The 22,015-nt window shown below is 63.3% G+C and carries 19 protein-coding genes; 13 read left to right on the top strand and 6 right to left on the bottom strand.

What is annotated here, in order from left to right:
• Nucleotides 1-305: 305 nt before the first annotated feature.
• From AC0L3U_RS32970 to AC0L3U_RS32995, 6 genes are all read left to right on the top strand, one after another.
• Nucleotides 306-1,970, top strand: a complete 1,665-nt coding sequence (locus AC0L3U_RS32970; protein ID WP_473364522.1) for a methanol/ethanol family PQQ-dependent dehydrogenase — start codon at nucleotides 306-308, stop codon at nucleotides 1,968-1,970.
• A 10-nt stretch (nucleotides 1,971-1,980) separates the two neighbouring features.
• Nucleotides 1,981-2,337: a c-type cytochrome gene (locus AC0L3U_RS32975; RefSeq protein ID WP_473364523.1), complete on the top strand. Its 357-nt coding sequence runs from the start codon at nucleotides 1,981-1,983 to the stop codon at nucleotides 2,335-2,337.
• On the top strand, nucleotides 2,334-3,263 hold the full coding sequence (locus AC0L3U_RS32980; RefSeq protein WP_473364524.1) for a substrate-binding periplasmic protein: 930 nt from the start codon (nucleotides 2,334-2,336) through the stop codon (nucleotides 3,261-3,263). The genes AC0L3U_RS32975 and AC0L3U_RS32980 overlap by 4 nt, the downstream gene beginning before the upstream one ends.
• Before the next feature lie 127 nt (nucleotides 3,264-3,390).
• The gene (locus tag AC0L3U_RS32985) at nucleotides 3,391-4,401 is read left to right on the top strand and encodes an FUSC family protein (RefSeq protein ID WP_473364525.1); all 1,011 of its coding nucleotides are present in this window, start codon (nucleotides 3,391-3,393) and stop codon (nucleotides 4,399-4,401) included.
• A gap of 110 nt (nucleotides 4,402-4,511) precedes the next feature.
• Entirely contained in the window at nucleotides 4,512-5,501 is a 990-nt protein-coding gene (locus AC0L3U_RS32990; RefSeq protein WP_473294763.1) for a Bug family tripartite tricarboxylate transporter substrate binding protein, read from the top strand.
• A 130-nt stretch (nucleotides 5,502-5,631) separates the two neighbouring features.
• A complete protein-coding gene (locus tag AC0L3U_RS32995) occupies nucleotides 5,632-6,057 on the top strand; it encodes a hypothetical protein (protein ID WP_473364526.1) in 426 nt (141 codons plus the stop codon).
• A 56-nt stretch (nucleotides 6,058-6,113) separates the two neighbouring features.
• Here the strand turns inward: AC0L3U_RS32995 and AC0L3U_RS33000 are convergent, their stop codons facing one another.
• Nucleotides 6,114-7,082: a helix-turn-helix domain-containing protein gene (locus tag AC0L3U_RS33000; protein WP_456768799.1), complete on the bottom strand. Its 969-nt coding sequence runs from the start codon at nucleotides 7,080-7,082 to the stop codon at nucleotides 6,114-6,116.
• A gap of 513 nt (nucleotides 7,083-7,595) precedes the next feature.
• On the opposite strand from AC0L3U_RS33000, the gene xoxF5 reads away from it, so the two are divergent.
• From xoxF5 to AC0L3U_RS33035, 7 genes are all read left to right on the top strand, one after another.
• Entirely contained in the window at nucleotides 7,596-9,401 is a 1,806-nt protein-coding gene (xoxF5, locus tag AC0L3U_RS33005; protein WP_473364527.1) for a lanthanide-dependent methanol dehydrogenase XoxF5, read from the top strand.
• A 109-nt stretch (nucleotides 9,402-9,510) separates the two neighbouring features.
• Entirely contained in the window at nucleotides 9,511-9,999 is a 489-nt protein-coding gene (locus AC0L3U_RS33010) for a c-type cytochrome, methanol metabolism-related (protein WP_473294794.1), read from the top strand.
• A 61-nt stretch (nucleotides 10,000-10,060) separates the two neighbouring features.
• On the top strand, nucleotides 10,061-11,170 hold the full coding sequence (locus AC0L3U_RS33015) for an S-(hydroxymethyl)glutathione dehydrogenase/class III alcohol dehydrogenase (protein WP_027566533.1): 1,110 nt from the start codon (nucleotides 10,061-10,063) through the stop codon (nucleotides 11,168-11,170).
• Between the two features lie 33 nt (nucleotides 11,171-11,203).
• Nucleotides 11,204-11,767: an S-(hydroxymethyl)glutathione synthase gene (gene gfa, locus AC0L3U_RS33020; RefSeq protein WP_473364528.1), complete on the top strand. Its 564-nt coding sequence runs from the start codon at nucleotides 11,204-11,206 to the stop codon at nucleotides 11,765-11,767.
• A 624-nt stretch (nucleotides 11,768-12,391) separates the two neighbouring features.
• On the top strand, nucleotides 12,392-12,844 hold the full coding sequence (locus tag AC0L3U_RS33025) for a (2Fe-2S)-binding protein (RefSeq protein WP_007601363.1): 453 nt from the start codon (nucleotides 12,392-12,394) through the stop codon (nucleotides 12,842-12,844).
• Nucleotide 12,845: 1 nt separating this feature from the next.
• On the top strand, nucleotides 12,846-15,158 hold the full coding sequence (locus AC0L3U_RS33030; RefSeq protein ID WP_473364529.1) for a xanthine dehydrogenase family protein molybdopterin-binding subunit: 2,313 nt from the start codon (nucleotides 12,846-12,848) through the stop codon (nucleotides 15,156-15,158).
• A 57-nt stretch (nucleotides 15,159-15,215) separates the two neighbouring features.
• Nucleotides 15,216-15,476 (top strand): hypothetical protein, encoded by a 261-nt coding sequence (locus AC0L3U_RS33035; RefSeq protein WP_473364530.1) that lies wholly within the window; start codon nucleotides 15,216-15,218, stop codon nucleotides 15,474-15,476.
• A 306-nt stretch (nucleotides 15,477-15,782) separates the two neighbouring features.
• On the opposite strand, the gene AC0L3U_RS33040 is transcribed toward AC0L3U_RS33035, so the two are convergent.
• From AC0L3U_RS33040 to AC0L3U_RS33060, 5 genes are all read right to left on the bottom strand, one after another.
• Nucleotides 15,783-17,522, bottom strand: coding sequence for a methanol/ethanol family PQQ-dependent dehydrogenase (locus AC0L3U_RS33040; RefSeq protein WP_027519387.1), 1,740 nt, complete (start codon nucleotides 17,520-17,522; stop codon nucleotides 15,783-15,785).
• A gap of 115 nt (nucleotides 17,523-17,637) precedes the next feature.
• Complete coding sequence (locus AC0L3U_RS33045) at nucleotides 17,638-18,291, bottom strand: QcrA and Rieske domain-containing protein (RefSeq protein ID WP_473364531.1); 654 nt, start codon at nucleotides 18,289-18,291, stop codon at nucleotides 17,638-17,640.
• 266 nt (nucleotides 18,292-18,557) lie between these two features.
• Complete coding sequence (locus AC0L3U_RS33050) at nucleotides 18,558-19,022, bottom strand: group III truncated hemoglobin (RefSeq protein ID WP_473364532.1); 465 nt, start codon at nucleotides 19,020-19,022, stop codon at nucleotides 18,558-18,560.
• A 239-nt stretch (nucleotides 19,023-19,261) separates the two neighbouring features.
• Nucleotides 19,262-20,173: a 3-hydroxybutyryl-CoA dehydrogenase gene (locus AC0L3U_RS33055; protein ID WP_473364533.1), complete on the bottom strand. Its 912-nt coding sequence runs from the start codon at nucleotides 20,171-20,173 to the stop codon at nucleotides 19,262-19,264.
• Between the two features lie 200 nt (nucleotides 20,174-20,373).
• On the bottom strand, nucleotides 20,374-21,852 hold the full coding sequence (locus AC0L3U_RS33060; RefSeq protein WP_473364534.1) for an FAD-binding oxidoreductase: 1,479 nt from the start codon (nucleotides 21,850-21,852) through the stop codon (nucleotides 20,374-20,376).
• Between the last annotated feature and the right edge of the window lie 163 nt (nucleotides 21,853-22,015).

The raw sequence follows: 22,015 nt of genomic DNA on the forward strand, positions 1-22,015 counted from the left end.
ATCGAAACGACATAAGTCCACAAGCGAGCCTCGGTTCAAGCCCCGAATTGCAGCCTGCGCCCGTACAACTTGCGGAACCGGTCGGCCCGACCGCTGCCGTCGCGCACGCGCACTGCTCCATGCCGCGGAATTTCTTCAGCGCCTGCGCACAAGTGCGAGTTGCTTGTCAGCTCTCCGTCAGGTGACCGGCATCCCGCCGCCCACCATATCGGCATCCCAATTACGACTTTCGTATTGACGCGTTTTGCATTCGGGCGGAGTGTTGCTGTCGCAGCGTCAATAGGCGCGCATATTGGGAGGGACGGATGAAACGCTTTGCGATGGCCGCGAGCCTCGTCATGCTTGCATCGACTTGTGCAAATGCACAAACCAGCGAGCAGCTGGTCAAGGGCGCGACCGATACATCGAACGTTCTCAATTACGGGATGGGCTACAATCTCCAGCGTTTCTCGACGCTGAACCAGATCAACAAGGACAGCGTCAAGAACCTTGTCCCGGTCTGGAACTACTCTTTCAACGACGATCGCAGCGAGGAATCGCAGCCGCTGGTGTACCAGGGCGTGATCTACGTGACGTCGCACAACGCGACCATGGCGGTCGACGCCAAGACCGGCAAGCAGATCTGGAAATCCAAGGTCGAGTATCCTGCCGAAACGCCGCGCATCGTCTGCTGCGGCATCATCAATCGCGGCGCCGCACTCTATGACGGCAAGGTGTTCCGCACCACGCTCGACGCCAACGTGATCGCGCTCGACGCCAAGGACGGCAAGGAGCTGTGGCGGCAGAAGGCGGCCGATATCAAGGAGGGATATTCGATGACGGTGGCGCCGCTGGTCGCCGACGGCGTCGTGATCACCGGCATCTCCGGCGCCGAGTTCGGCACCCGCGGCTTCATCGACGGCTGGGATCCCGCAACGGGCAAGCATTTGTGGCGCACCCATTCGATCCCATCCCCGGACGAGCCCGGCGGCGACACGTGGAAGGGCGATACCTGGAAGCTCGGCGGTGGCTCCACCTGGATTACGGGCTCCTATGATCCCGAGCTGAACACGGTCTATTGGGGTATCGGCAATCCCGGACCGTTCAACTCGGCGGTGCGCCCGGGCGACAACCTCTACACTTGCTCCGTGCTGGCGATGGATCCCAAGACCGGCAAGATCAAGTGGCACTACCAGTTCTCGCCCAACAATCCGTTCGACTATGACAGCGTGGCCGAGATGGTCCTCGCCGACATGAACGTCGAGGGCAAGCCGACGAAGGTGTTGATGGACGCCAACCGCAACGGCTTCTTCTACGTGCTCGACCGCACCAACGGAAAGCTGCTCGCGGCCAATCCTTACGTGAAGGTCAACTGGGCGACGGGAATCGACATGAAGACCGGGCGCCCCATCGAGACCGACGTCTCGAAGGATGCGCGTGAGGGCAAGAAGGTGACCGTCTATCCGTCGATCCTCGGCGGCAAGAACTGGGAGCCGATGTCGTTCAATCCGCAGACCGGCCTCGCTTACGCCAACACGCTCGCCTTCGGCGGCAGGTACAAGACCGAACCCGCCACCTTCAAGCAGGGTGAATGGTATCTCGGCATGGACCTCACCGATCTCTGGGAATGGGGTGACGGCCCGCGCGGTCATCTGAAGGCGATCGATCCCATGACCGGCAAGGCGAAGTGGGAAGCACCAAGCGACATCCCGCGCTTCTCCGGCGTGTTGTCGACCGCGGGCGGCGTCGTATTCTCGGGCGCGCTGACCGGCGAGTTCGAGGCCTTTGATGCCGACACCGGCAAGAAGCTCTGGCAGTTCCAGACCGGCTCGGGCATCGAGGGACAACCGGTGACCTGGCAGCAGGACGGCGTGCAGTATGTCGCGGTGACGAGCGGCTATGGCGGCGTCTACTCGCTGTTCTCCGGCGACGAGCGGCTGGCCAAGGTCCCGCCCGGCGGCTCGCTTTGGGTTTTTGCGGTCAAGCAATAACCACGGCACGATGCTGAGAAAGCTATCTCACAAGACGGTGGCGATCCTCGCCACCGTCGCGGTGCTGCCGGTCGCGCTTGCGGCGACCGTTCGTGCCGCGGATGATTCAACCGGCAATCCCGTGCAGGCACAGATCGACCACGGCAAGTCGACTTATGCCGAGAAATGCTCGCACTGCCACGGTCCCAACATGATGAACCCCGGCACCATCACGCCCGACCTGCGCGCCTTCCCCGACGACAAGACGCGCTTCGTCACCACGGTGAAGAACGGCAAGAACAACAAGATGCCGCCCTGGGCCGACATTCTCAGCGACGAGGAGATCGGGAATCTCTGGGCCTTCATCTCGAGCCGGAGAAAACCATGAGGCGCTGGCTGGCCGCTTGGAGCATTGCCGCGATCCTCGCGGCGGCGGCCGCGGCTGCACGCGCGGCCGACGATCCGCTCAAGATTTGTCTCGACGAGGACAGGCCGCCGCTCTCGGTGCATCACAAGGGCAAGCCGGGCTCGGGGTTCGACGTGCTGCTGGCGCAAGCGATCGCCGATCGGCTCGGACGGCCGCTGACGATCCAGTGGTTCGAGAGCAAGCTGGACGAGGATTCGAGCCCGCAGCTCGAGGCCAATGCGCTGCTGTCCGACGGCCGCTGCTCGCTCGTCGGCGGCTACGCGCTGACGATGGACTCCCTCGTCAAGCCCGGCATGAAAACGGCGCGCCTGCCGGATTTTGCCGGCGCCACGCGCGACGACCGGCGCCGCCGCGTCGCGCTCGGCGTGCTCGCGCCGAGCCAGCCCTATGTCTACTCGCCGATGACGGTCGTGCTCGGACCGAAGGCGCGGGGTCGCAAGATCGGCGATATCGGCGATCTCGCCGGCCTGCGCCTCGTCATCGAGAGCGGCTCGCTCGGCGATGCGATCCTCATGACCTTCGACAAGGGGCGCCTGATCGACGACATCACCCATCTCGTTCCCGGCCGCGATGATCTCCTCGGTGCACTTGCCCGGGGCGACTATGACGCGACGCTGATCGACCTCGGCCGCCTCGACGCCCATCGCGCCGCGCACCCCGATACGGCGATCACCGCGTCCGGCTACTACTATCCAATCGGGGCCAATCGCGGCTATGTCGGGCTCGCCAGCGATCCCGCGCTGATCGACGCCGTTAACAAGGCGCTGAGCGGGCTTGCTGCCGAGCGCAAGATCGCCGAATTCGGCAGGCAGGCGGGGCTGACCTATCTGCCGCCGCGTGAGCCTGCGATCCTCGGCGACGTCTGGATGAAGATCATTCAGCGTTGACCGGAGCGTCCGGCTCCCGGAATGACGGATAAAGTGGTCGGCGACGGGCCCGTTACAACCATCGCTGGCTCGACGACATTCTGCCCCCTATGATGCCGCCGTTTTCATTCGGCCATCCGGTGGCATCGTGAATCCTTCCGCCGCAAGCCTGCGCGATCTCCTCTCGCGCGAAATCAAGACCGGCGAATTGGTGCGGGCGCTGATCGTCGTCGGCCCCATAGTCGCCGCCTATTTCTTCGCGCGCGAGACGGCGCTGCTGAATCTCGGGTTGGTCGCGGTCTCGTTGCTCATTCCCGCGCTCAGGCTGCGCCTGCCGCCAAAAGTCGTCACGTGGCATTATCTCGCCATCCTCCTCACTTTTGCCGCGCTGTTCCTCGCGAGCTCGATCAAGCCGCTATTCGCGGTGTTGACGGCGCTCGCCGGATTCCTTGCGGTCGCGGTGACGCGCCATGGCGAACATTTCCGCACGCTTGGGAATTGGGTGTTCATCCCCGCCGTGTATCTTGCCTGCGAGGTGCGGGAGGGCGTGAGCGCCTCGGAAGCTCTGCGCCATGCCGGCATGATCATCGTGTCCTCTCCGATCGCGCTGGCGCTGGTCTGCGCTATCCGGATTTACGACCAGCGACGGTGCGGCGATGCCGCGACCTCGTTCGGAGCGCCCGCGGCCGAATGGTTTGTGTCCGCGGCGGCAACCGCCCTTGCGGTATTCGCTGCGGCGGCTCTGGTCGAGATCCTCGATCTCGCGCAGGGCCAATGGGTGATGTGGTCGGCCGCAAGCGTCGTGGTCGGCGATCTCGCCGCTTCGACCGGCAAGCTGAAGCAGCGGGCGATCGGCGCCGTCGCCGGCGTGCCGCTCGGTTTCCTCGCCGGCATGGTGCTGCCGCAAAGCCGGGTCGGCTATGCGCTCGCGGTTCTCGCGGCCACCCTCACGCTGATCTCGTTCTCCCGCTACATCATCGGCTTCGGCCTGCGCTGCTTCTTCATCGCGCTGGCCGCCTCTTTCGCCGGCAGCGCCAGCGGCATCGCGGAGGAGCGCATCGTCAACGTGCTGATCGGCGGCACCTTTGGCTTGCTTGCGGTAGCCGTGACCGAAATCGCCTGGCTGCGTGTCATGCGAAAAGTGGGATTGTCCGGATGACGCCCGAATAGGCACAGCGCGGCCCTTCGAATGCGCCAATGTGTCTCGCCTGCCACCCATGGCAGAGGCGATCCGATGCAGTACCGTCGACGGCAATCCGGGAGAGAATCATGTCCGCAACGCTCGATCGCCGCCACTTCATCGCCGCCGGCACCACCGCACTCGCGATGCCCTTCGTCTCGCGCGGCGCCTCGGCGCAGGCTGCGTGGCCATCGCGGCAGATCCGCATGATTTGCAGCTATCCCGCCGGCGGACAGACTGACCTGCTCGCACGCGCCTACGGCGAATTCATTGCCAAGCAGGTCGGAAAGACCGTCGTCGTCGAGAACAAGCCCGGTGCCGCGGGCGCGATCGGGACGGCGGAGGTCGCCCGCGCGGAGCCCGACGGCCACACCATCCTGTGCTCGATCTCGACCACCTACATCATGAACCGGGTGGTGATGAAGACTCCCGGCTACGACATGGACAAGGATTTGACGCTCGTCAGCGTCATTCCGGGCGCCGGCCTGTTGCTGGTGGCGAACCCGAAGACCGGCGTCAAGACGCTGGAGGATTTCGTCGCCTTTGCGCGCAAGAGCGGCAAGGTCAACTTCGGCACCTATAGCGCGGGCTCGGCCCCGCATATGACGGTCCACGAGCTCAACAAGCAGTATGGCCTTGCCATCGAGCCGATCCACTATCGCGGCGAAGCCCCGATGTGGACGGGCATGCTGGAAGGTACGCTCGATGTGGCCATGGGCAGCTACACGGCAGCGCAATCGGTTTTGCAGAGCGACCGTGGCACCGTGTTCGCGGTGCATTCGAAGAAGGTCGACGCCATCCCCGATATCAAGACCCTCCCCGAGCAGGGCGCGACGTCGAAATTCTTCACCGTTAGCGGCTTCTCCGGCTGGGCCGTGCCGAAGGCGACACCGCAACCGGTCGTCGACCGCCTGGCGGAGCTTTGCGTCGCTGCCAACAACGATCCGAAGGTGAAGGAGGTTCTCAATACGTTCGTGCTCGAACCCGCGATCGGCTTCAAGGAAACCAACGCCCTATATCAGCGCGAGCTGCCGATCTGGATCGAGAGCGCGCGGTCGCTCGGCCTCGAGCCCTCCTGAACCGCGAGACAAGACGCCCTTCGCGGCGCAGCATCCGACCAAAGCCTAGTGCCGGAAACGTATTTTCCCGCTATAATTGTGGGACGCTGCCGGGAAGGTCTCACCGGCGCGGACGAGAAAGGCCGATCCCATGACACCGGATGGCGTTGCCGTAGCCGTCATGATCATCCTGCTCTTTCCGATGGGCTATTTCACGTTGGCGTCTCCGGCCTTCCTGCTGGTGAAGCTGGATATCCAGCCCGTCGCCCAGCTTTTGCGCGGAATGTTCAATGCGCATTTTCTGGTGATGCGCGTTGCCGGACTCATCGGAGCGGTCGCTTTCCTGCTCGACGGTCGTCTGGTCGCAGCGATGGGCGTCGGCCTCCTTGCAGCCTTGGCGATCTACGGACGCCGCTGGTTCATGCAACGGATGGACGAACAGCTCAGCGCCAGGGACGCCGGCGATGCCGAGGCACCGCGCCGGCTACGCCGACTACATTGGAGTGGAATGCTCGGCAATGCGGCGCTGCTCGCCGCTCTCCTGACCAGCATTCCCTATATCGCCATATCGGCGTGAGAGACATCGCGGGCGCGTGACGGTCAACCGTCGTCGTCGCCGAACCTGGCGTTTGCCTAGTGCTCGTCCGCAGCAACCGCGCCCTGTTGCGCCTTGTGGATCGAGGACGGCACCACGCCGAAATACTTCCGGAACACCCGGCTGAAATGCGATGAGCTGGAGAAGCCCCAGGAGAACGCGACGTCGGTGATGGTCTTGCCGGCGTGGGCCTCGAGCTCCTGGCGGCAATTCTGAAGACGTGCCTGCCAGATGTAGTCGCTCACCGTGGTGCCGCGCTCCGAGAACAGCATGTGCAGATAACGCTTGGAGCAGCCGAGCTCGGCGGAGATCTGGTCGATGCACAGATCCGGATCACGCAAATGCTCGCGGATGAAGAACTGCGCCCGCACATAGGTCGCTTCGGGCCCGACGCGATCCAGCATCGTGTCGGCCTCGCGCAGCGGCAGCAGCAAGAGGTCGATCAGCGAATCGGCGACGCCGACCGCACTGTTCGCCGACAGCTTGGCCGCCTCGTCGAAGGTCGCATGGACGAAATCATGGGCGATCCGCCCGGTCCCGGTGCGTGAGGTCAATTTGCAGGCGGGCATTCGCTGCGACGGGAACCCGCGGTCGCGCAGCAGCGCTTTCGGCACGATCACCACGTCGTGGCGCGTGAAAGCAGGGCTGATGATCGAATGCGGACAGGAGACGTCATAGGCGATGATGTCGCCCGGGTTCAGCTCGATGTGACGGCCTTCCTGCTCGAAATAGGACACACCGTAGGTCTGGAAGTGGATCTTGATATAGGGGTGTTCGTTGGCCTTGGCGCGCGCCAGGGTGTGCGCGATGCGATGCTGGCTGACCTCGATCTGGCAGAGCTTCAGACGCGAGACGCTGGTGTAGTCGATGCGGCCTTCAAGCGAAGACGCTTCCAGCGGATCGACGTCGAAATGTCCACACAGGCTGGTCAGCCCGTCGATCCAGCTTTGGATCTGACGTTTCGGCGTCATGCCCGTCGTCGAGAGCGTGTGAATTGTGTCGGACATTAATCCAGCCACTGGTTTGATCCGGAAATTTGACGCGAATCGCGAGCCGCGCTGCCGGAGCCCTGAACCGTGATTGCGTGACGTTTACCTCGATTTTGAGCGATCTTCCAGAACGAGCGCCATCGTTCCATTGCCACCCTTGTAAGTTAATCCTCCGCCTTAGTTGCAGCGCCGTCAAGGGGAACCTGAGCGTTGATGGCGCTCCCAACGCGTTGCAGAAGCCGCTGAATTCGCTACTGCAAAATCAAAAACTTCCTACCCGTGCGCTGTCAAGCAAACCAGCTTCTCTCTTGGGCAAGTTTCCCGATAACGAAGTCGTTAGGGATTGTATCAGGAACAACAAGAACGGGCCGCTCCGCACGTGGACCCGTGGCTCTCATCAGGAGGAGGAAACACCACAGCATCGTTTCTGGTCCCAATCGTGACCGCCCTGCACGAGCAGACGCCGGACGAAAAGCCCGGCGATTAAGCAATGCTTCGGAAACAATAAACGAGACCAATGGAGGAATGACTATGCGCAAGGTACTACTCGCGGCCTATCTTGGCTCCGCGGCGGCTCTCGCCGTCGGCAGCGCCTCGGCCAACGACGAAGTGCTCAAGATGTCGCAGAACCCGAAAGACTGGGTGATGCCGACGGGCGACTACGCCAACACCCGCTATTCCAAGCTGAACCAGATCAACGCACAAAACGTAGGCAAGCTCCAGGTCGCCTGGACCTTCTCGACCGGCGTGCTGCGCGGCCACGAAGGCGGGCCGCTGATCATCGGCAACATGATGTACGTCCACACGCCGTTCCCGAACAAGGTCTACGCTATTGACCTTTCGAACGAGAACAAGATCGTCTGGAAGTACGAGCCGAAGCAGGATCCGAACGTCATCCCGGTGATGTGCTGCGACACGGTCAACCGCGGCTTGGCCTATGGCGACGGCAAGATCTTCCTGCATCAGGCCGACACCACGCTCGTCGCGCTCGATGCCAAGAGCGGTCAGGTGGCATGGACCGCGAAGAACGGCGACGCCAGCAAGGGCGAGACCGGTACTTCGGCCCCCATGGTCGTCAAGGACAAGGTGCTGATCGGCATCTCCGGCGGTGAGTTCGGTGTCCAAGCCCATATGACCGCCTACGACATCAAGACGGGCAAGCTGGCTTGGCGCGGCTACTCCGAAGGACCGGATGATCAAATCCTGGTCGACGCAGAGAAGACCACCGCGCTCGGCAAGCCGATCGGCAAGGACTCCAGCCTCAAGACCTGGCAAGGCGATCAGTGGAAGATCGGCGGCGGCGCCACCTGGGGCTGGATCTCGTACGATCCCGAGCTGAACCTCGTCTACTACGGATCGGGCAATCCCTCGACCTGGAATCCGAAGCAGCGTCCCGGCGACAACAAATGGTCGATGACGATCTGGGCTCGCAACCCTGACACCGGCCAGGCCAAGTGGGTTTATCAGATGACGCCCCACGACGAGTGGGACTATGACGGCGTCAACGAGATGATCCTCTCGGACCAGGCCATCAACGGCCAGCCGCGCAAGCTGCTGACGCACTTCGATCGTAACGGCCTCGGCTACACGCTCGATCGTGCCACCGGTGAGCTCCTGGTCGCCGAGAAGTACGATCCGAAGGTGAACTGGACCTCCGGCGTCGACATGGACAAGAACTCGGCGACCTACGGCCGTCCGAAGGTGCTCGACACCGCTTCGACCGACAAGGCGGGCGAGGACCACAACGTGAAGGGCATCTGCCCGGCCGCGCTCGGCACCAAGGACGAGCAGCCGGCAGCCTACTCGCCAGACACGCAGCTGTTCTACGTTCCGACCAACCACGTCTGCATGGACTACGAACCGTTCAAGGTGAGCTACACCGCGGGCCAGCCCTATGTGGGCGCGACGCTCTCGATGTATCCGCCGCAGGGTGAAACCCACATGGGTAACTTCATCGCCTGGGACGGCAAGACCGGCAAGATCGTCTGGTCGAACAAGGAGCAGTTCTCGGTCTGGTCAGGCGCGCTCGCAACCGCAGGCAACGTGGTGTTCTACGGAACGCTCGAAGGCTACCTGAAGGCAGTCGACGCCAAGACCGGCAAGGAGCTCTACAAGTTCAAGACTCCTTCCGGCATCATCGGCAACGTCACCACCTATGAGAACGGCGGCAAGCAGTATATCGCAGTGCTCTCCGGCGTGGGCGGCTGGGCCGGCATCGGTCTGGCGGCAGGCCTGACCGATCCGACCGCCGGTCTCGGCGCAGTTGGTGGCTACGCGGCGCTCAGCAACTACACCGCACTCGGCGGCACGCTGACCGTGTTCTCGCTGCCCAACTAGGCCTCTCAGCATCGCTCCGGCGCGTGGATCAACTCCACGCGCCGGCTCGTCTCACCGAATGCCTTCTGAGGAAAATCTCTTGCGTAAAATCTGCTCTGCCATTGCTGCGATGTTCTTGGTCGCGTCCGGGGGAATTGCCGTCGCGGACGGCTCAGGCGACCCGACCGCCGTCAAGCAGAACGAAACCGGCGAATGGTCCGACAAGGAAGGCAACCCAACCTATAAGGTCACTGACGGATCCGTCGACTGGTACACCTATTCCGGATACCGCCGCTATCACTCGGACTGCCATGTGTGTCACGGCCCGGATGGCATGGGCTCGACCTACGCCCCGGCGCTGAAGGATTCGCTAAAGACGATGAGCTATGCCGATTTTCTCGGCGTCGTCGCCTCCGGCCGCAAGAACATCTCGACTGCCGCAGAGAACGTGATGCCGGCCTTCGGCGATAACCCGAACGTCGCCTGCTACATGGACGATCTCTACGTCTATCTGCGCGCCCGCTCCAACGAGGCCTGGGGCCGCACCAGACCTGGCAAGCACGAGGACAAGAACGACGCCTATACCAAGAACGAAGATTCGTGCATGGGCAAGAAGTGAACGTGCGGAGCCCGACCAAGACCTGCTTCTTGGCGCCCTGCCGGAATTTGAGGAGTTTAAGATGAAGACACGTGCCGCCGTCGCTTTCGAAGCCAAGAAGCCGCTCGAGATCGTCGAAGTCGATCTGGAAGGACCGAAGGTCGGCGAAGTCCTGGTCGAGATCAAGGCGACGGGCATCTGCCATACCGACGCCTACACACTCGACGGCTTCGACAGCGAAGGAATCTTCCCGTCGATCCTGGGCCATGAGGGCGCGGGCATCATCCGCGAGATCGGCCCTGGCGTGACCTCGGTGAAGCCGGGCGACCATGTTATCCCGCTCTACACGCCGGAATGCCGGCAATGCAAAAGCTGCCTCAGCCAGAAGACCAATCTTTGCACCGCGATCCGCGCGACGCAGGGCAAAGGCGTGATGCCCGACGGCACCAGCCGCTTCTCCTACAAGGGCAAGCCGATCTACCACTACATGGGCTGCTCGACCTTCTCGAACTTCACCGTGCTGCCGGAGATCGCGGTCGCCAAGATCCGCGAGGACGCGCCGTTCGACAAGAGCTGCTACATCGGCTGCGGTGTCACCACCGGCGTCGGTGCCGTCGTCAACACCGCCAAGGTCGAACCGGGCTCCAACGTGGTCGTGTTCGGCCTCGGCGGCATCGGCCTGAACGTGATCCAGGGCGCCAAGATGGCTGGCGCAGACAAGATCATCGGCGTCGACATCAACGACTCCAAGGAGGAATGGGGACGCCGGTTCGGCATGACCGATTTCGTCAATCCCAAGAAGATCACGGGCGACATCGTCCCGCATCTCGTGACCCTGACGGACGGAGGCGCCGACTACACCTTCGACTGCACCGGCAATACCACAGTGATGCGCCAGGCGCTGGAAGCCTGCCATCGTGGCTGGGGCACCTCGATCATCATCGGCGTTGCCGAATCCGGCAAGGAGATCGCGACCCGCCCGTTCCAGCTCGTCACCGGGCGAAACTGGCGCGGCACCGCCTTCGGCGGCGCGCGGGGCCGCACCGACGTGCCGAAGATTGTCGACTGGTACATGAACGGAAAGATCCAGATCGACCCGATGATTACCCACACGCTCAAGCTCGAAGACATCAACAAGGGCTTCGACCTGATGCATGAGGGCAAATCGATCCGTTCAGTCGTCGTGTTCTAGCTCGAAAAGCGTCACCCCAAGGAGGATCGACCCATGACTGTTGCACTCCATCCCTCGATCGATAACGGCATCAAACAGGGCAGCGGCAGCTTCGCCGGCGGCACGCTCGCATGTAAATGCAGCGACCATCAGGTCAAGGTCGCCGTCAAGGGCGACATCGCGCATAACCATGCCTGTGGCTGCACCAAGTGCTGGAAACCGCAGGGCGCGAATTTCTCCGTCGTCGCCGTGGTACCCCGCCAGAACGTCACCGTGCTCGAGAACGGCGACAAGCTCCAGATCGTCGATCCGTCGGCGGTGATCCAGCGCTACGCCTGCAAGGCCTGTGGCACGCACATGTATGGCCGCATCGAGAACAAGGGTCACCCGTTCTACGGCCTCGACTTCATCCACCCCGAATTGTTCCAGGAACAGGGTTCGCAGGCGCCGCAATTCGCTGCCTTCGTCTCGTCGGTGATCGAATCGGGCGTGAAGCCGGAGCAGATGGGCGGAATACGGGCTCGGTTCAAGGAGCTTGGTCTCGAGCCCTATGACTGCCTGTCGCCGGCGCTGATGGACGCCATCGCGACCCACGTGGCGAAGGCCAAGGCTGCCTGAGCCAAGGCCGCCTGACGTTTGCCGCGCCCCGTTCGCTCGCTGGTTCCACCACACCCAGCGAGCGGACGGAGCCGGCCGGGACAATCGCGGCGATGCCGCCGCTTCTCGACTGCACCTGTGTGGGGACCGTCAACTCCCTCAGTCCTGGTCTCTGAATGACTGCGCAGGGCCGCCGGCTTCCTGCTTGAAGTCCGCGGCGCCTGCGTTTCTCCCTCCCTCGACTGAGGCATCCTGCTTCGTCCGCACAGGTCTTCTGGCGGACGAAGCTTTTTTTCATTGTGCCCATGTGCAGAGGCGCGCGGCGTGATGCGGCGCCCTGCTTTTGACAAACCTTCGTTGCAATCTTTTCCCATCGAGAACAGCTGACGAGAGAACACTTGGCTGTGAATGCTACCGAAGCGATCCTTGCTAGATCGCGACGTGACGATGCCGCGCGAATTCAATAATCAAGAACACGACGGGAGGTATCGAACACATCCGGACATGACATTGGCATTCCTGAGTCCTGCCGGGATCTGCCCGCGCGGGATGACCGCTGGAATGCGACGCCGCGCAGCGGACATTGCTCCGACCGGCATCTGGAAAATCTGAAATCAACAAGCTTATGAAGAGCGAGGGACGATCATGATCAAGGTGAAGATCAACGGCCAGGAACAGAGCTGGGACGGCGACCCGGATCTCCCGCTACTCTGGTTTCTGCGCGACGAGGCCGGGCTGACCGGCACCAAATTCGGCTGTGGCCAGGCCCTGTGCGGCGCCTGCACCGTCATCGTCGACAAGGAAGCCGTGCGCGCCTGCATCACGTCGATCAACGACGTCGCCGGCCGCGAGATCACGACGATCGAGGGACTGCATCCGAACGGCGATCACCCGGTGCAGAAGGCCTGGCGGCAGGTCAACGTTCCCCAATGCGGCTTCTGCCAGGCAGGCCAGATCATGCAGGCGGCCGCGCTGCTAATGGACAATCCAAAGCCGTCGCACGACCAGATCCGCGAAGCGATGTCCGGCAACATCTGCCGCTGCGGCTGCTACCAGCGCATCGAGAATGCGGTCCATCTCGCATCGACGGGAGTGTGACATGAATTTCATCGACAATCCCAGGAAGCTTCGTGGCTTCGAGAAGAACATCAGGGTCGAAAAGGTTTCGCGCCGCAGCATCCTGAAGGGGCTCGGCATCACCGGCGGCTTCGTGCTCGCGGCGCCCGTGATGTCGCGCCAGGCGTTCGCCTACGAGACCGGCGCCGGCAAGATGCCGCACGGCGTCGTGGTCGATCCGCGCGTGTTCGTCGCGGTCGCACCCGACGGCACCGTCACCATCCTCGCCCACCGCGCCGAGATGGGCACGGGCGTGCGCACCAGCCTGCCGCTGATCGTGGCCGAGGAGATGGAAGCCGACTGGTCGCGGGTCAAGGTGGAGCAGGCCCATGGCGACGAGGTCAAGTTCGGCAACCAGGACACCGACGGCTCGCGCAGCACGCGGCATTATTTGATGCCGATGCGCCAGATCGGTGCCTCCGCCCGCACCATGCTCGAGCAGGCCGCAGCGAAACGCTGGGGCGTGCCGGCAACCGAGGTCAAGGCCGTCAATCATGAGGTCGTCCACAGCGCGACGAGCCGCAAGCTCGGCTTCGGCGAGCTCGCAGCCGATGCTGCCAAGGAATCGGTGCCGAGCATCGAAGGGCTCAAGCTGAAGGACCCCAAGGACTTCCGCTATCTCGGCAAAGGCCAGATCGGCATCGTCGATCTCCACGACATTACGACTGGCAAGGCGCGTTACGGCGCCGACGTGCGGCTGCCAGGCATGAAGTATGCAGTGATCGCGCGCCCGCCGGTGACCGGCGGCAAGCTGGTCAAGTTCGATCCGGACGCGGCGTTGAAGGTCCCCGGCGTCGAGAAGGTGATGCAGGTGCGCGGATGGCCGTGGCCGTCGAAATTCCAGCCGCTCGGCGGTGTTGCCGTGATCGCGCGCAACACCGGCGCGGCGATCAAGGGCCGCGACGCGCTGAAGCTGACCTGGGACGACGGCGCCAACGGCAAATACGATTCCGTCGCCTACCGCAAAGAGCTCGAGGAGGCCTCGCGCAAGCCGGGGCTCGTCGTGCGCCAGGAAGGCGACGCCGAGGCCGCTCTGAAGGGCGCCGACAAGGTCGTCGTCGGCGAATATTATCTGCCGCACCTTGCCCATGTCAGCATGGAGCCGCCGGTGGCTGTCGCCGACGTCAAGGGTGACAAGGCGGAGATCTGGGCGCCGGTGCAGAGCCCGGGCGGCACGCGCGAGGACGTTGCGAAGACGCTCGGCATTCCCGAGGGCAATGTCACGGTCAACGTCACGCTGCTCGGCGGCGGCTTCGGCCGCAAGTCGAAATGCGACTTCGCACTCGAGGCCGCGCTGCTGTCCAAGGAGCTCGGCGTGCCCGTGAAGGTGCAATGGACGCGCGAGGACGACGTCCGTCACGATTTCCTGCACACGGTCTCCGTGGAACGGATCGAGGCAGGGCTCGACAAGAGCGGCAAGGTGATCGCCTGGCGCCATCGCAGCGTGGCCCCAAGCATCGCCTCGACGTTCGCGGCGGGTGCAAAGCATGAGGCGCCCTTCGAGCTCGGCATGGGCCTCGTCGACATGCCCTTCGAGATCGCCAACATCTCCTGCGAGAACCCGGAGGCCGCGGCGTTCACCCGCATCGGCTGGTTCCGCTCGGTCTCGAACATCCCGCGCGCCTTCGCGGTGCAGTCGATGGTGGGTGAGATCGCCCATGCAACCGGCCGCGACCAGAAGGAGACGCTGCTCGCGCTGATCGGCAGCCCGCGCATCGTCAAGCCTGCTGTGAAGGACATGTGGAACTATGGCGAGCCAATGGACAGCTATCCGATCGACACCGCGCGCCTGCGCAAGGTGGTCGAGCTGGTCGCCGAGAAGGGCGAATGGGGCCGTCAAATGCCGAAGGGCCATGGCCTCGGCATCGCCGTGCACCGGAGCTTCGTCAGCTATATCGCGACCATCGTCGAGGTGGCCGTCGACGACAAGGGCAAGCTGACGGTGCCGCGGGTGGACACCGCCATCGACTGCGGCACCTATGTCAATCCCGAGCGCATCGCCTCGCAGATCGAGGGCGCGGCGATCATGGGGCTGAGTCTCGCCAAATACGGCGAGATCACCTTCAAGGACGGCAAGGTGCAGCAGAAGAACTTCGACGACTTCCAGGTCCTCAGGATCGACGAATCCCCTGCGGTGACCAACGTCTACATCGTGCCGCCAGGACCCGACACGCCGCCGAGCGGCGTCGGCGAGCCCGGCGTCCCGCCATTCGCGCCGGCGCTGATGAACGCCATCTTCGCCGCGACCGGAAAGCGCATCCGCAGCCTTCCGCTCGGCAAGCAATTGGAAGCGTAAAGGCGGGAACACAAGGCGGCCTCGCGCCGTTTGCATCGATCTGACAGGAGCAGATCGATGACCCATATCTCAAAGGCGCTCGCAGTCTCGTTGCTGTCGAGCGCCTTTCTTTTGACGGCCACTGGCGCGTTCGCCCAGAGCAACACAACCCCGCCGACGACCGCGACGCGCCCCAGCACGCCGGACCAGAACTCTGTGCCCAACGCCAATGCCCCGCCGCCCTCGACCACCCAGACCACCGGGCAGCACAATCCAGATCCCAAGGTTCGCGAGATGAACCAGAAGGAGAAGGACAAGGTCGAGCGCGAGGGGAAGTAGCGATCTGCGCATCGGCGTTTTGACGTCGTGACTATCGGCTCTACTTCTTCGCCGAAGCGCATCGATGTGCCCTCTCCACTTGCGGGAGAGGGCAGCGACGCCGGTTGCCACGATCACGCTTGGCTGAGGGGATGCCTGCGCGAGTCTCGCACATTGTGATGCGCGGATAGAACCCCTCATCCGGCGCTTCGCGCCACCTTCTCCCGCAAGGGGAGAAGGGAAGCCGCCGACGCAAAATGCGGCGGACGTTGCCGTCCGCCGCATTTGCCCCCTGATACTCCGCTTCTTTCGATCCGCCAGCGGAGCTTACTTCTTCAGCGCGAACACCCAGATCACGCCGCCCTGCGGCACGTTGGCTTCGATGCCGATATTGTTGGTCACGAGTGCATCCTGGATGCGCTGCGCATCCACGCCCCATCCCGACTGAATCGCGATGTATTGCGTGCCGTCGATCTCATAGGACACCGGCATGCCCATGATGCCGGAGTTGGTCTTCTGCTCCCACAGCAGCTCGCCGGATTTCGCGTTGAAGGCGCGGAAGTTGCGGTCGTTGGTGCCACCCACGAAGACGAGATCGCCCGCGGTCGCCGTCACCGAGCCGAACAGCTGCGATTTCGGGAAGTTGTGTTGCCACATCTTCTTGCCCGTCACGGGATCCCAGGCCTGGAGCTCGCCGAAATGATCCGCCCCGGGCTTCGTCTTCAGCCCGATGTCCTCCGGCTTGGTGCCGAGCCAGAGCTCGCCGGGCTTGAGCGGAACCTTCTCGCCGGTGAACCCGCCGCAGAAATTCTCGTTGGCGGGCACGTAGACGAGGCCGGTCTTCTGGCTGTAGGCCGCCGACGGCCAATCCTTGCCGCCCCACAGTGACGGACAGAACTCCACGCGCTTGCCGACCATCGGCTTGTGCGCGGGGTCGACGATCGGCCTGCCGCTCTCGGCGTCGATGCCTTTCCAGACGTCGGTGGAGACGAACGGCCAGCCGGCAACGTAGTTGATCTTGGTCGGCGTGCGCTCGAGTATCCAGAAGATCGCATCGCGTCCCGGATGGACCAGGCTCTTGATGTTGCGGCCGTCGCGTTGCAGGTCGATCAACATCGGCGCTTCGACCTCGTCCCAATCCCAGGAATCGTTCTGGTGATACTGGTGATAGGTCTTGATCTTGCCGGTGTTCGGATCGAGCGCGAGCACCGAGGAAGTATAGAGATTGTCGCCGGGATGCATCTCGCCGGGCCACGGCGCGGCGTTGCCGACACCCCAATAGATCGTCTTGGTGTCCTTGTCGTAATTGCCGGTCATCCAGGCCGAGCCGCCGCCGTTCTTCCAGTCCTCGCCCTGCCAGGTGTCGTGGCCGGGTTCGCCTTCGCCCGGAATGGTATAGGTCCGCCACAGCTCCTTGCCGTCCTTGGCATCATAGGCGGCGACATAGCCGCGCACGCCGAACTCGCCGCCGGAGCCGCCGACGATGACCTTGCCGTCGACGATCAGCGGCATCAGGGTCATGTACTGGCCCTTCTTGTAGTCCTGCACCTTGGTGTCCCAGACTACCTTGCCGGTCTTGGCGTCGAGCGCGACGACATGGTCGTCGGTGGTGGCGAGATAGAGCTTGTCCTCCCAGAGTCCGACGCCGCGGCTGGTCGGATGCAACTGAAACAGGTCGTCGGGGAGCTGCCGCTTGTAGCGCCAATATTCGTCGCCAGTCTTGGCGTTCAGCGCGATCACCTGCCCCATCGGGGTTGCCACGAACATCACACCGTTGTTGACGATCGGCGGCGCCTCGTGGCCTTCGACCACGCCGGTCGCGAAGGTCCAGACCGGCGTCAAGTTCTTCACGTTCGAGGTGTTGATCTGGTCGAGCGGGCTGTAGCCCTGCCCATCATAGGTGCGCCGGTAGAGCATCCAGTTGGCGGGCTCCGGGTTTTCCAACCGCTGCGCGGTGACCGGCGCGTAGTTCTCGATCGGGCCTGATACGGCGGCGGTCGAGGCAAGAGTCGATGCAAGACACGTGAAGGCGACGAAGCCGGACAGTAACCACTGCTTCCTGGTCATGGCGTTCCCCTTTTCATCCGTTTTGAATTCTTGTTTTGAATTCTTGTCGTTCGTCCCGTCGTCCACCCATCGGCGGATGCGGTCTCTCATGACGCGGGCACAACCCGCACGCCCATCATCCCGGCTGCGCGCCACCTACCTTTCCGACGAAGTTTCCGGCGACGCTGAGCGAGCCGTCAGCCAGCGCCAGCGGCAGCGCAGCGAGCCGTCGCGGCGCCGGCCCGAACACGACCTGCGCGCCCGCGCGAGGATCGTATTCGGAGTTGTGGCACATGCATTTGAGCACTTCCTTGTCGCCGACATCGCTCTTCACCCACGCCGTGACAGGACAGCCGGCATGCGAGCAGATTGCCGAATAGGCGAGGATGCCGTCGACAGCGCGCGCTTTCGTCTGCTCGTCGAGCTCGGCGGGGTCGAGGCGGATGATCAGAATCTCGTTGAGGCGCGAGGCGCTGCGTACGACCGATGTCTTTGGATCTTTCGGCCAGGCATGCACCGGCGGTCCGCCGGCCGACAGATCGGCCGCGGTGACGGGCTTTCCCTCCTGATCGCCTTCGGAGAATACGAGCAGATCGCCCTTCTGAGGCCGCTCGTCGGAGCCGGGCGCATCCTCGCCCGCGTGCACCTGCGTGGAACAGGCGAGGCACGCCGTCGTGGCCAGCGCGCTCATCAACAGCGCCCGCCGGGTTTGCTCCGTGCACGCGTCAGCTTCGGATTCCGCTGTGTTGTCGGAGGATGAAGAGGATGTGTTGAACGATGCACGCGACATGTCCACAAGCAGGCGCTGGAACTCTGCCGAAAAAAAGGCAAAGATTTTTTCCCGCAGTGCATCACACGGTTATGCTCGCATTGATTGAACGCGAACACGCGCATTTACGCGCATTTTTCTAATTGCAACGTCACGCTACGCGACCGGCATGATGATTTTGCAGATCAGGTCAATGCTGTCGGTATTGGTGCAAATGCGCCGACGCTCGGCGCGACCGTAGCGCCATCAATGCGGCTTGCGCATTTCTCAGGCAGGCATTTTGTATTCTAGGAACGGAGCACGTGACGCGGCGCGGCGATACGACCGGCCAAGGTGGCCGACGCCATCTCAAAGCTGTCGGCGATGCGGCGCGCCCTGTCGATGAATAGCGCGGCGGCCGGCGGCGGGCAGACCTCGCGCGCAGTCTGTTCGAACAAATCGAGCCAGCGATCGAAATGATGGCCAGCCAGGCTCAGCGGCATATGCGCCCGCATCGGCGAGCCGTGATAGCGGCCGCTCATCAGCACGACCGACGACCAGAAATCCCGGAGCTTGGCCAGATGCTCGTCCCAATTCTGCACGATCGCGAACACCGGTCCCAGCAGCGCATCCTCACGGACGCGGCCATAGAAACGGGTGACGAGTTCCCCGATCATCTCTTCGGTGATCCCGGTGCGCTCGATCGCATCCTGGGTCAGCAAGTTCCGCCGCGCGGCCGCAGCCTCGCGCTCGGCTTTCAGTCGATCCGACATATTTGTTTCGTCCGTTTTGTCTTCACCCTCTCCCTTTGTGGGAGAGGGTGGCTCGCCGCGAAGCGGCGAGACGGGTGAGGGGTTCTCTCCGGGTATTCCTCACGCATTTGGGCTCGCGGACCCAACCCCTCATCCGGCGCTTCGCGCCACCTTCTCCCACAAGGGGAGAAGGAAGAACGCATCCGCCCATTTTGCCGCAAGTCCCTGCACCCGTCTTTGTCGCAACGCAAATAACGGGGTCAGGCGCTGTAGGTGTAAAAGCCCTGCCCCGTCTTGCGGCCGAGATGGCCGGCGTCGACCATTTCCTTGAGCAAGGGGGCCGGACGGTATTTGGGGTCGTTGAAGCCTTTGTAAAAGACCTCCATCACCGACAACATGGTGTCGAGCCCGACGAGATCGGCGAGCGCCAACGGTCCGATCGGATGGTTGCAGCCGAGCTTCATGCCGGCATCGATCTCTTCCGCCGTCGCGATCCCCTCCTGCAGCGCGAAGATCGCCTCGTTGATCATCGGGCAAAGGATGCGGTTGACGGCAAAGCCCGGGCTGTTCTTGGCCGTGATCGCTACCTTGCCGACGCGCTTGGCGAAATCGAGCGCCTTGGCGTGGGTGTCGTCCGAGGTCTGCAAGCCGCGGATGAGCTCCAGCAGCGCCATGACCGGAACCGGGTTGAAGAAGTGCATGCCGATGAAGCGGTCGGGGCGGTCGGTCGCTGCGGCGAGCTTCGTGATCGAGATCGACGAGGTGTTGGTGGCGAGCAGTGTGCGCGGCGACAGCGTCGCACAGAGATCCTTCAGGATCTTGACCTTGAGTTCCTCGTTCTCGGTGGCGGCCTCGATGACGAGATCGCAATCGACGAGCTTGGCGCGGTCGGTGGTGCCGGTGATGCGCTTGAGCGTGGCGTCGCGATCGCCCGCCGACATCCTCTCCTTCTTGACCAGGCGCTCGAGGCTGCCGCCGACCGTCGAAATCCCGCGGTTTACCGCCGCATCGGAAATATCAACCATCACGACCGAAAGCCCGGCCGCGGCACAAATCTGCGCGATGCCGTTCCCCATGGTGCCTGCCCCGATGATACCAACGGTTTGGATCATTGCCTCAAATCCTTCATCCTTGCGGACGTGCCATACCGGCCCGCCCCTTTGTTCCTGCATCAGGGTCTAGCACCGCCCCTGGGCGGGTGCGACCTGATCCTCTCCCTTCCTTAAAGCATCCAAGGCGGGAATAAAGCCGCCTTTCGGCTGCCAAACGGCGTGATTTGGTGTCCCGGCCTGTTTGGCCCGGCCTATCTGCGGCATCCCGTCCCCGCAGGGCGCGAGGGTGCAGGGAGCACCGGGCTCGAGGCGGTAGCGGCTTAACCGAGACGAAGCACCTTGCCCGGATTCATGATGTTCTTGGGATCGAGCGCCCGCTTGATCGTGCGCATGATGTCGAGCTCGGTCCGGGAACGGTAGTGCTGGAGCTCGTCGAGCTTCTCGATGCCGATGCCATGTTCCGCCGAGATCGAGCCGCCCATGGAGGTGACGAGGTCGTTGACGGCCCGTGTGATCGCCGCGGAATACTGGGAGAGCGTATCGCGGTCCATGCCCTTCGGGCCCATGAAGGAGAAGTGCACATTGCCGTCTCCGATGTGGCCGAGCGGATAGGGGCGGATCGTCGGCAGGATGGCGAGCACGGCCTCGAGACCGTTGTCGATAAACTCGGGAATCCTGGAGACCGCAACCGACACGTCGTAGCTCAAGCCCGGACCTTCGGTGCGCGATGCCTCGGCGACGCTCTCGCGAATCCGCCACATGTTGCGCGACTGCGCTTCGGTTTGCCCGATCACAGCATCCAGCACCCGGCCCGCCTCGAGTTGATCGGCCAGGAACAGCTCCATCCTGTCCGACATGCCCGTGCCTCCGTCCTGCCGTGGCCGGGCCGACGACCATTCGAGAAGGAGATACCATTCGGTCTCGGCCTTGAGAGGATCCTGGGTGCCGGGAATGTGGCGCAGCACCATGTCGGTGCACGCACGGCTAATGAGCTCACAGGAGCCGACATTGTCATCGGAAGCGGCATGCGCTTCCGACAGAAGGTCGATGGCTGCCTTGGGATCGCGAATTGCGAGCCATGCCGTGCACACGTCTTTCGGCGCCGGCCAGAGTTTCAGCACCGCCTTGGTGATGATGCCGAGCGTCCCTTCGGCGCCCATGAACAGATGCTTGAGGTCATAGCCGGTGTTGTCCTTCTTGAGTGCGCGCAGGCCGTCCCAGACATCGCCGTTAGCCAGCACGACCTCGAGACCCAACACCAGATTTCGCGCATTGCCATAGCGCAGCACCTGCACGCCGCCGGCATTGGTGGACAGATTGCCTCCGATCATGCACGAGCCCTGAGCACCCAGGCTGAGCGGAAAGAGGCGGTCGTGGCGCGCGGCTGTGTCCTGAAGCGTCTCTAGGATGCAGCCTGCCTCCACGGTCATGGCATAGCCGACGGGATCGACATTCAGCACCTGGTTCATGCGACCGAGCGACAGCACGATGCCGCGGTGCATGGGCCACGGCGTGGCGCCGCCCATCAACCCGGTGTTGCCACCTTGCGGAACGATGGCAATGCCGTTGTCGTAGCAGAGCTTGACGACAGCGGAGACTTCCGCGGTGCTGGCCGGACGCACGACCGCCGCGGCCTGCCCCGCCAGTTCGCCGCGCCAGTCGGTCACGAAGGGCCGCTTGTCGTGCTCGTCCAGGATCAGACTTTTGTCGCCGACGATGGCCCGCAAGCGGTCGAGAACGGCTGAGGTCACGGGCGCGGTTGGAATCGAGGGAGCGGTGGGAAGGGTTGCACCCGGCATGTGTTCCTCGCTTTTCGGCCGTTCAGTGCCCTGGGGCGCACCGGCCTTCATTCTTGTTTTCATTCTGGGCAGTGGTGCGACGACCCTAGCATAGGGGTCGCGCTTGCGGGAACGCCCCCGGCAGTAAGTCTCGTGCGGATTTGCCTGGAATGCTGAATGCAGG

It is taken from the genome of Bradyrhizobium sp. Kon69, assembly GCF_055807515.1.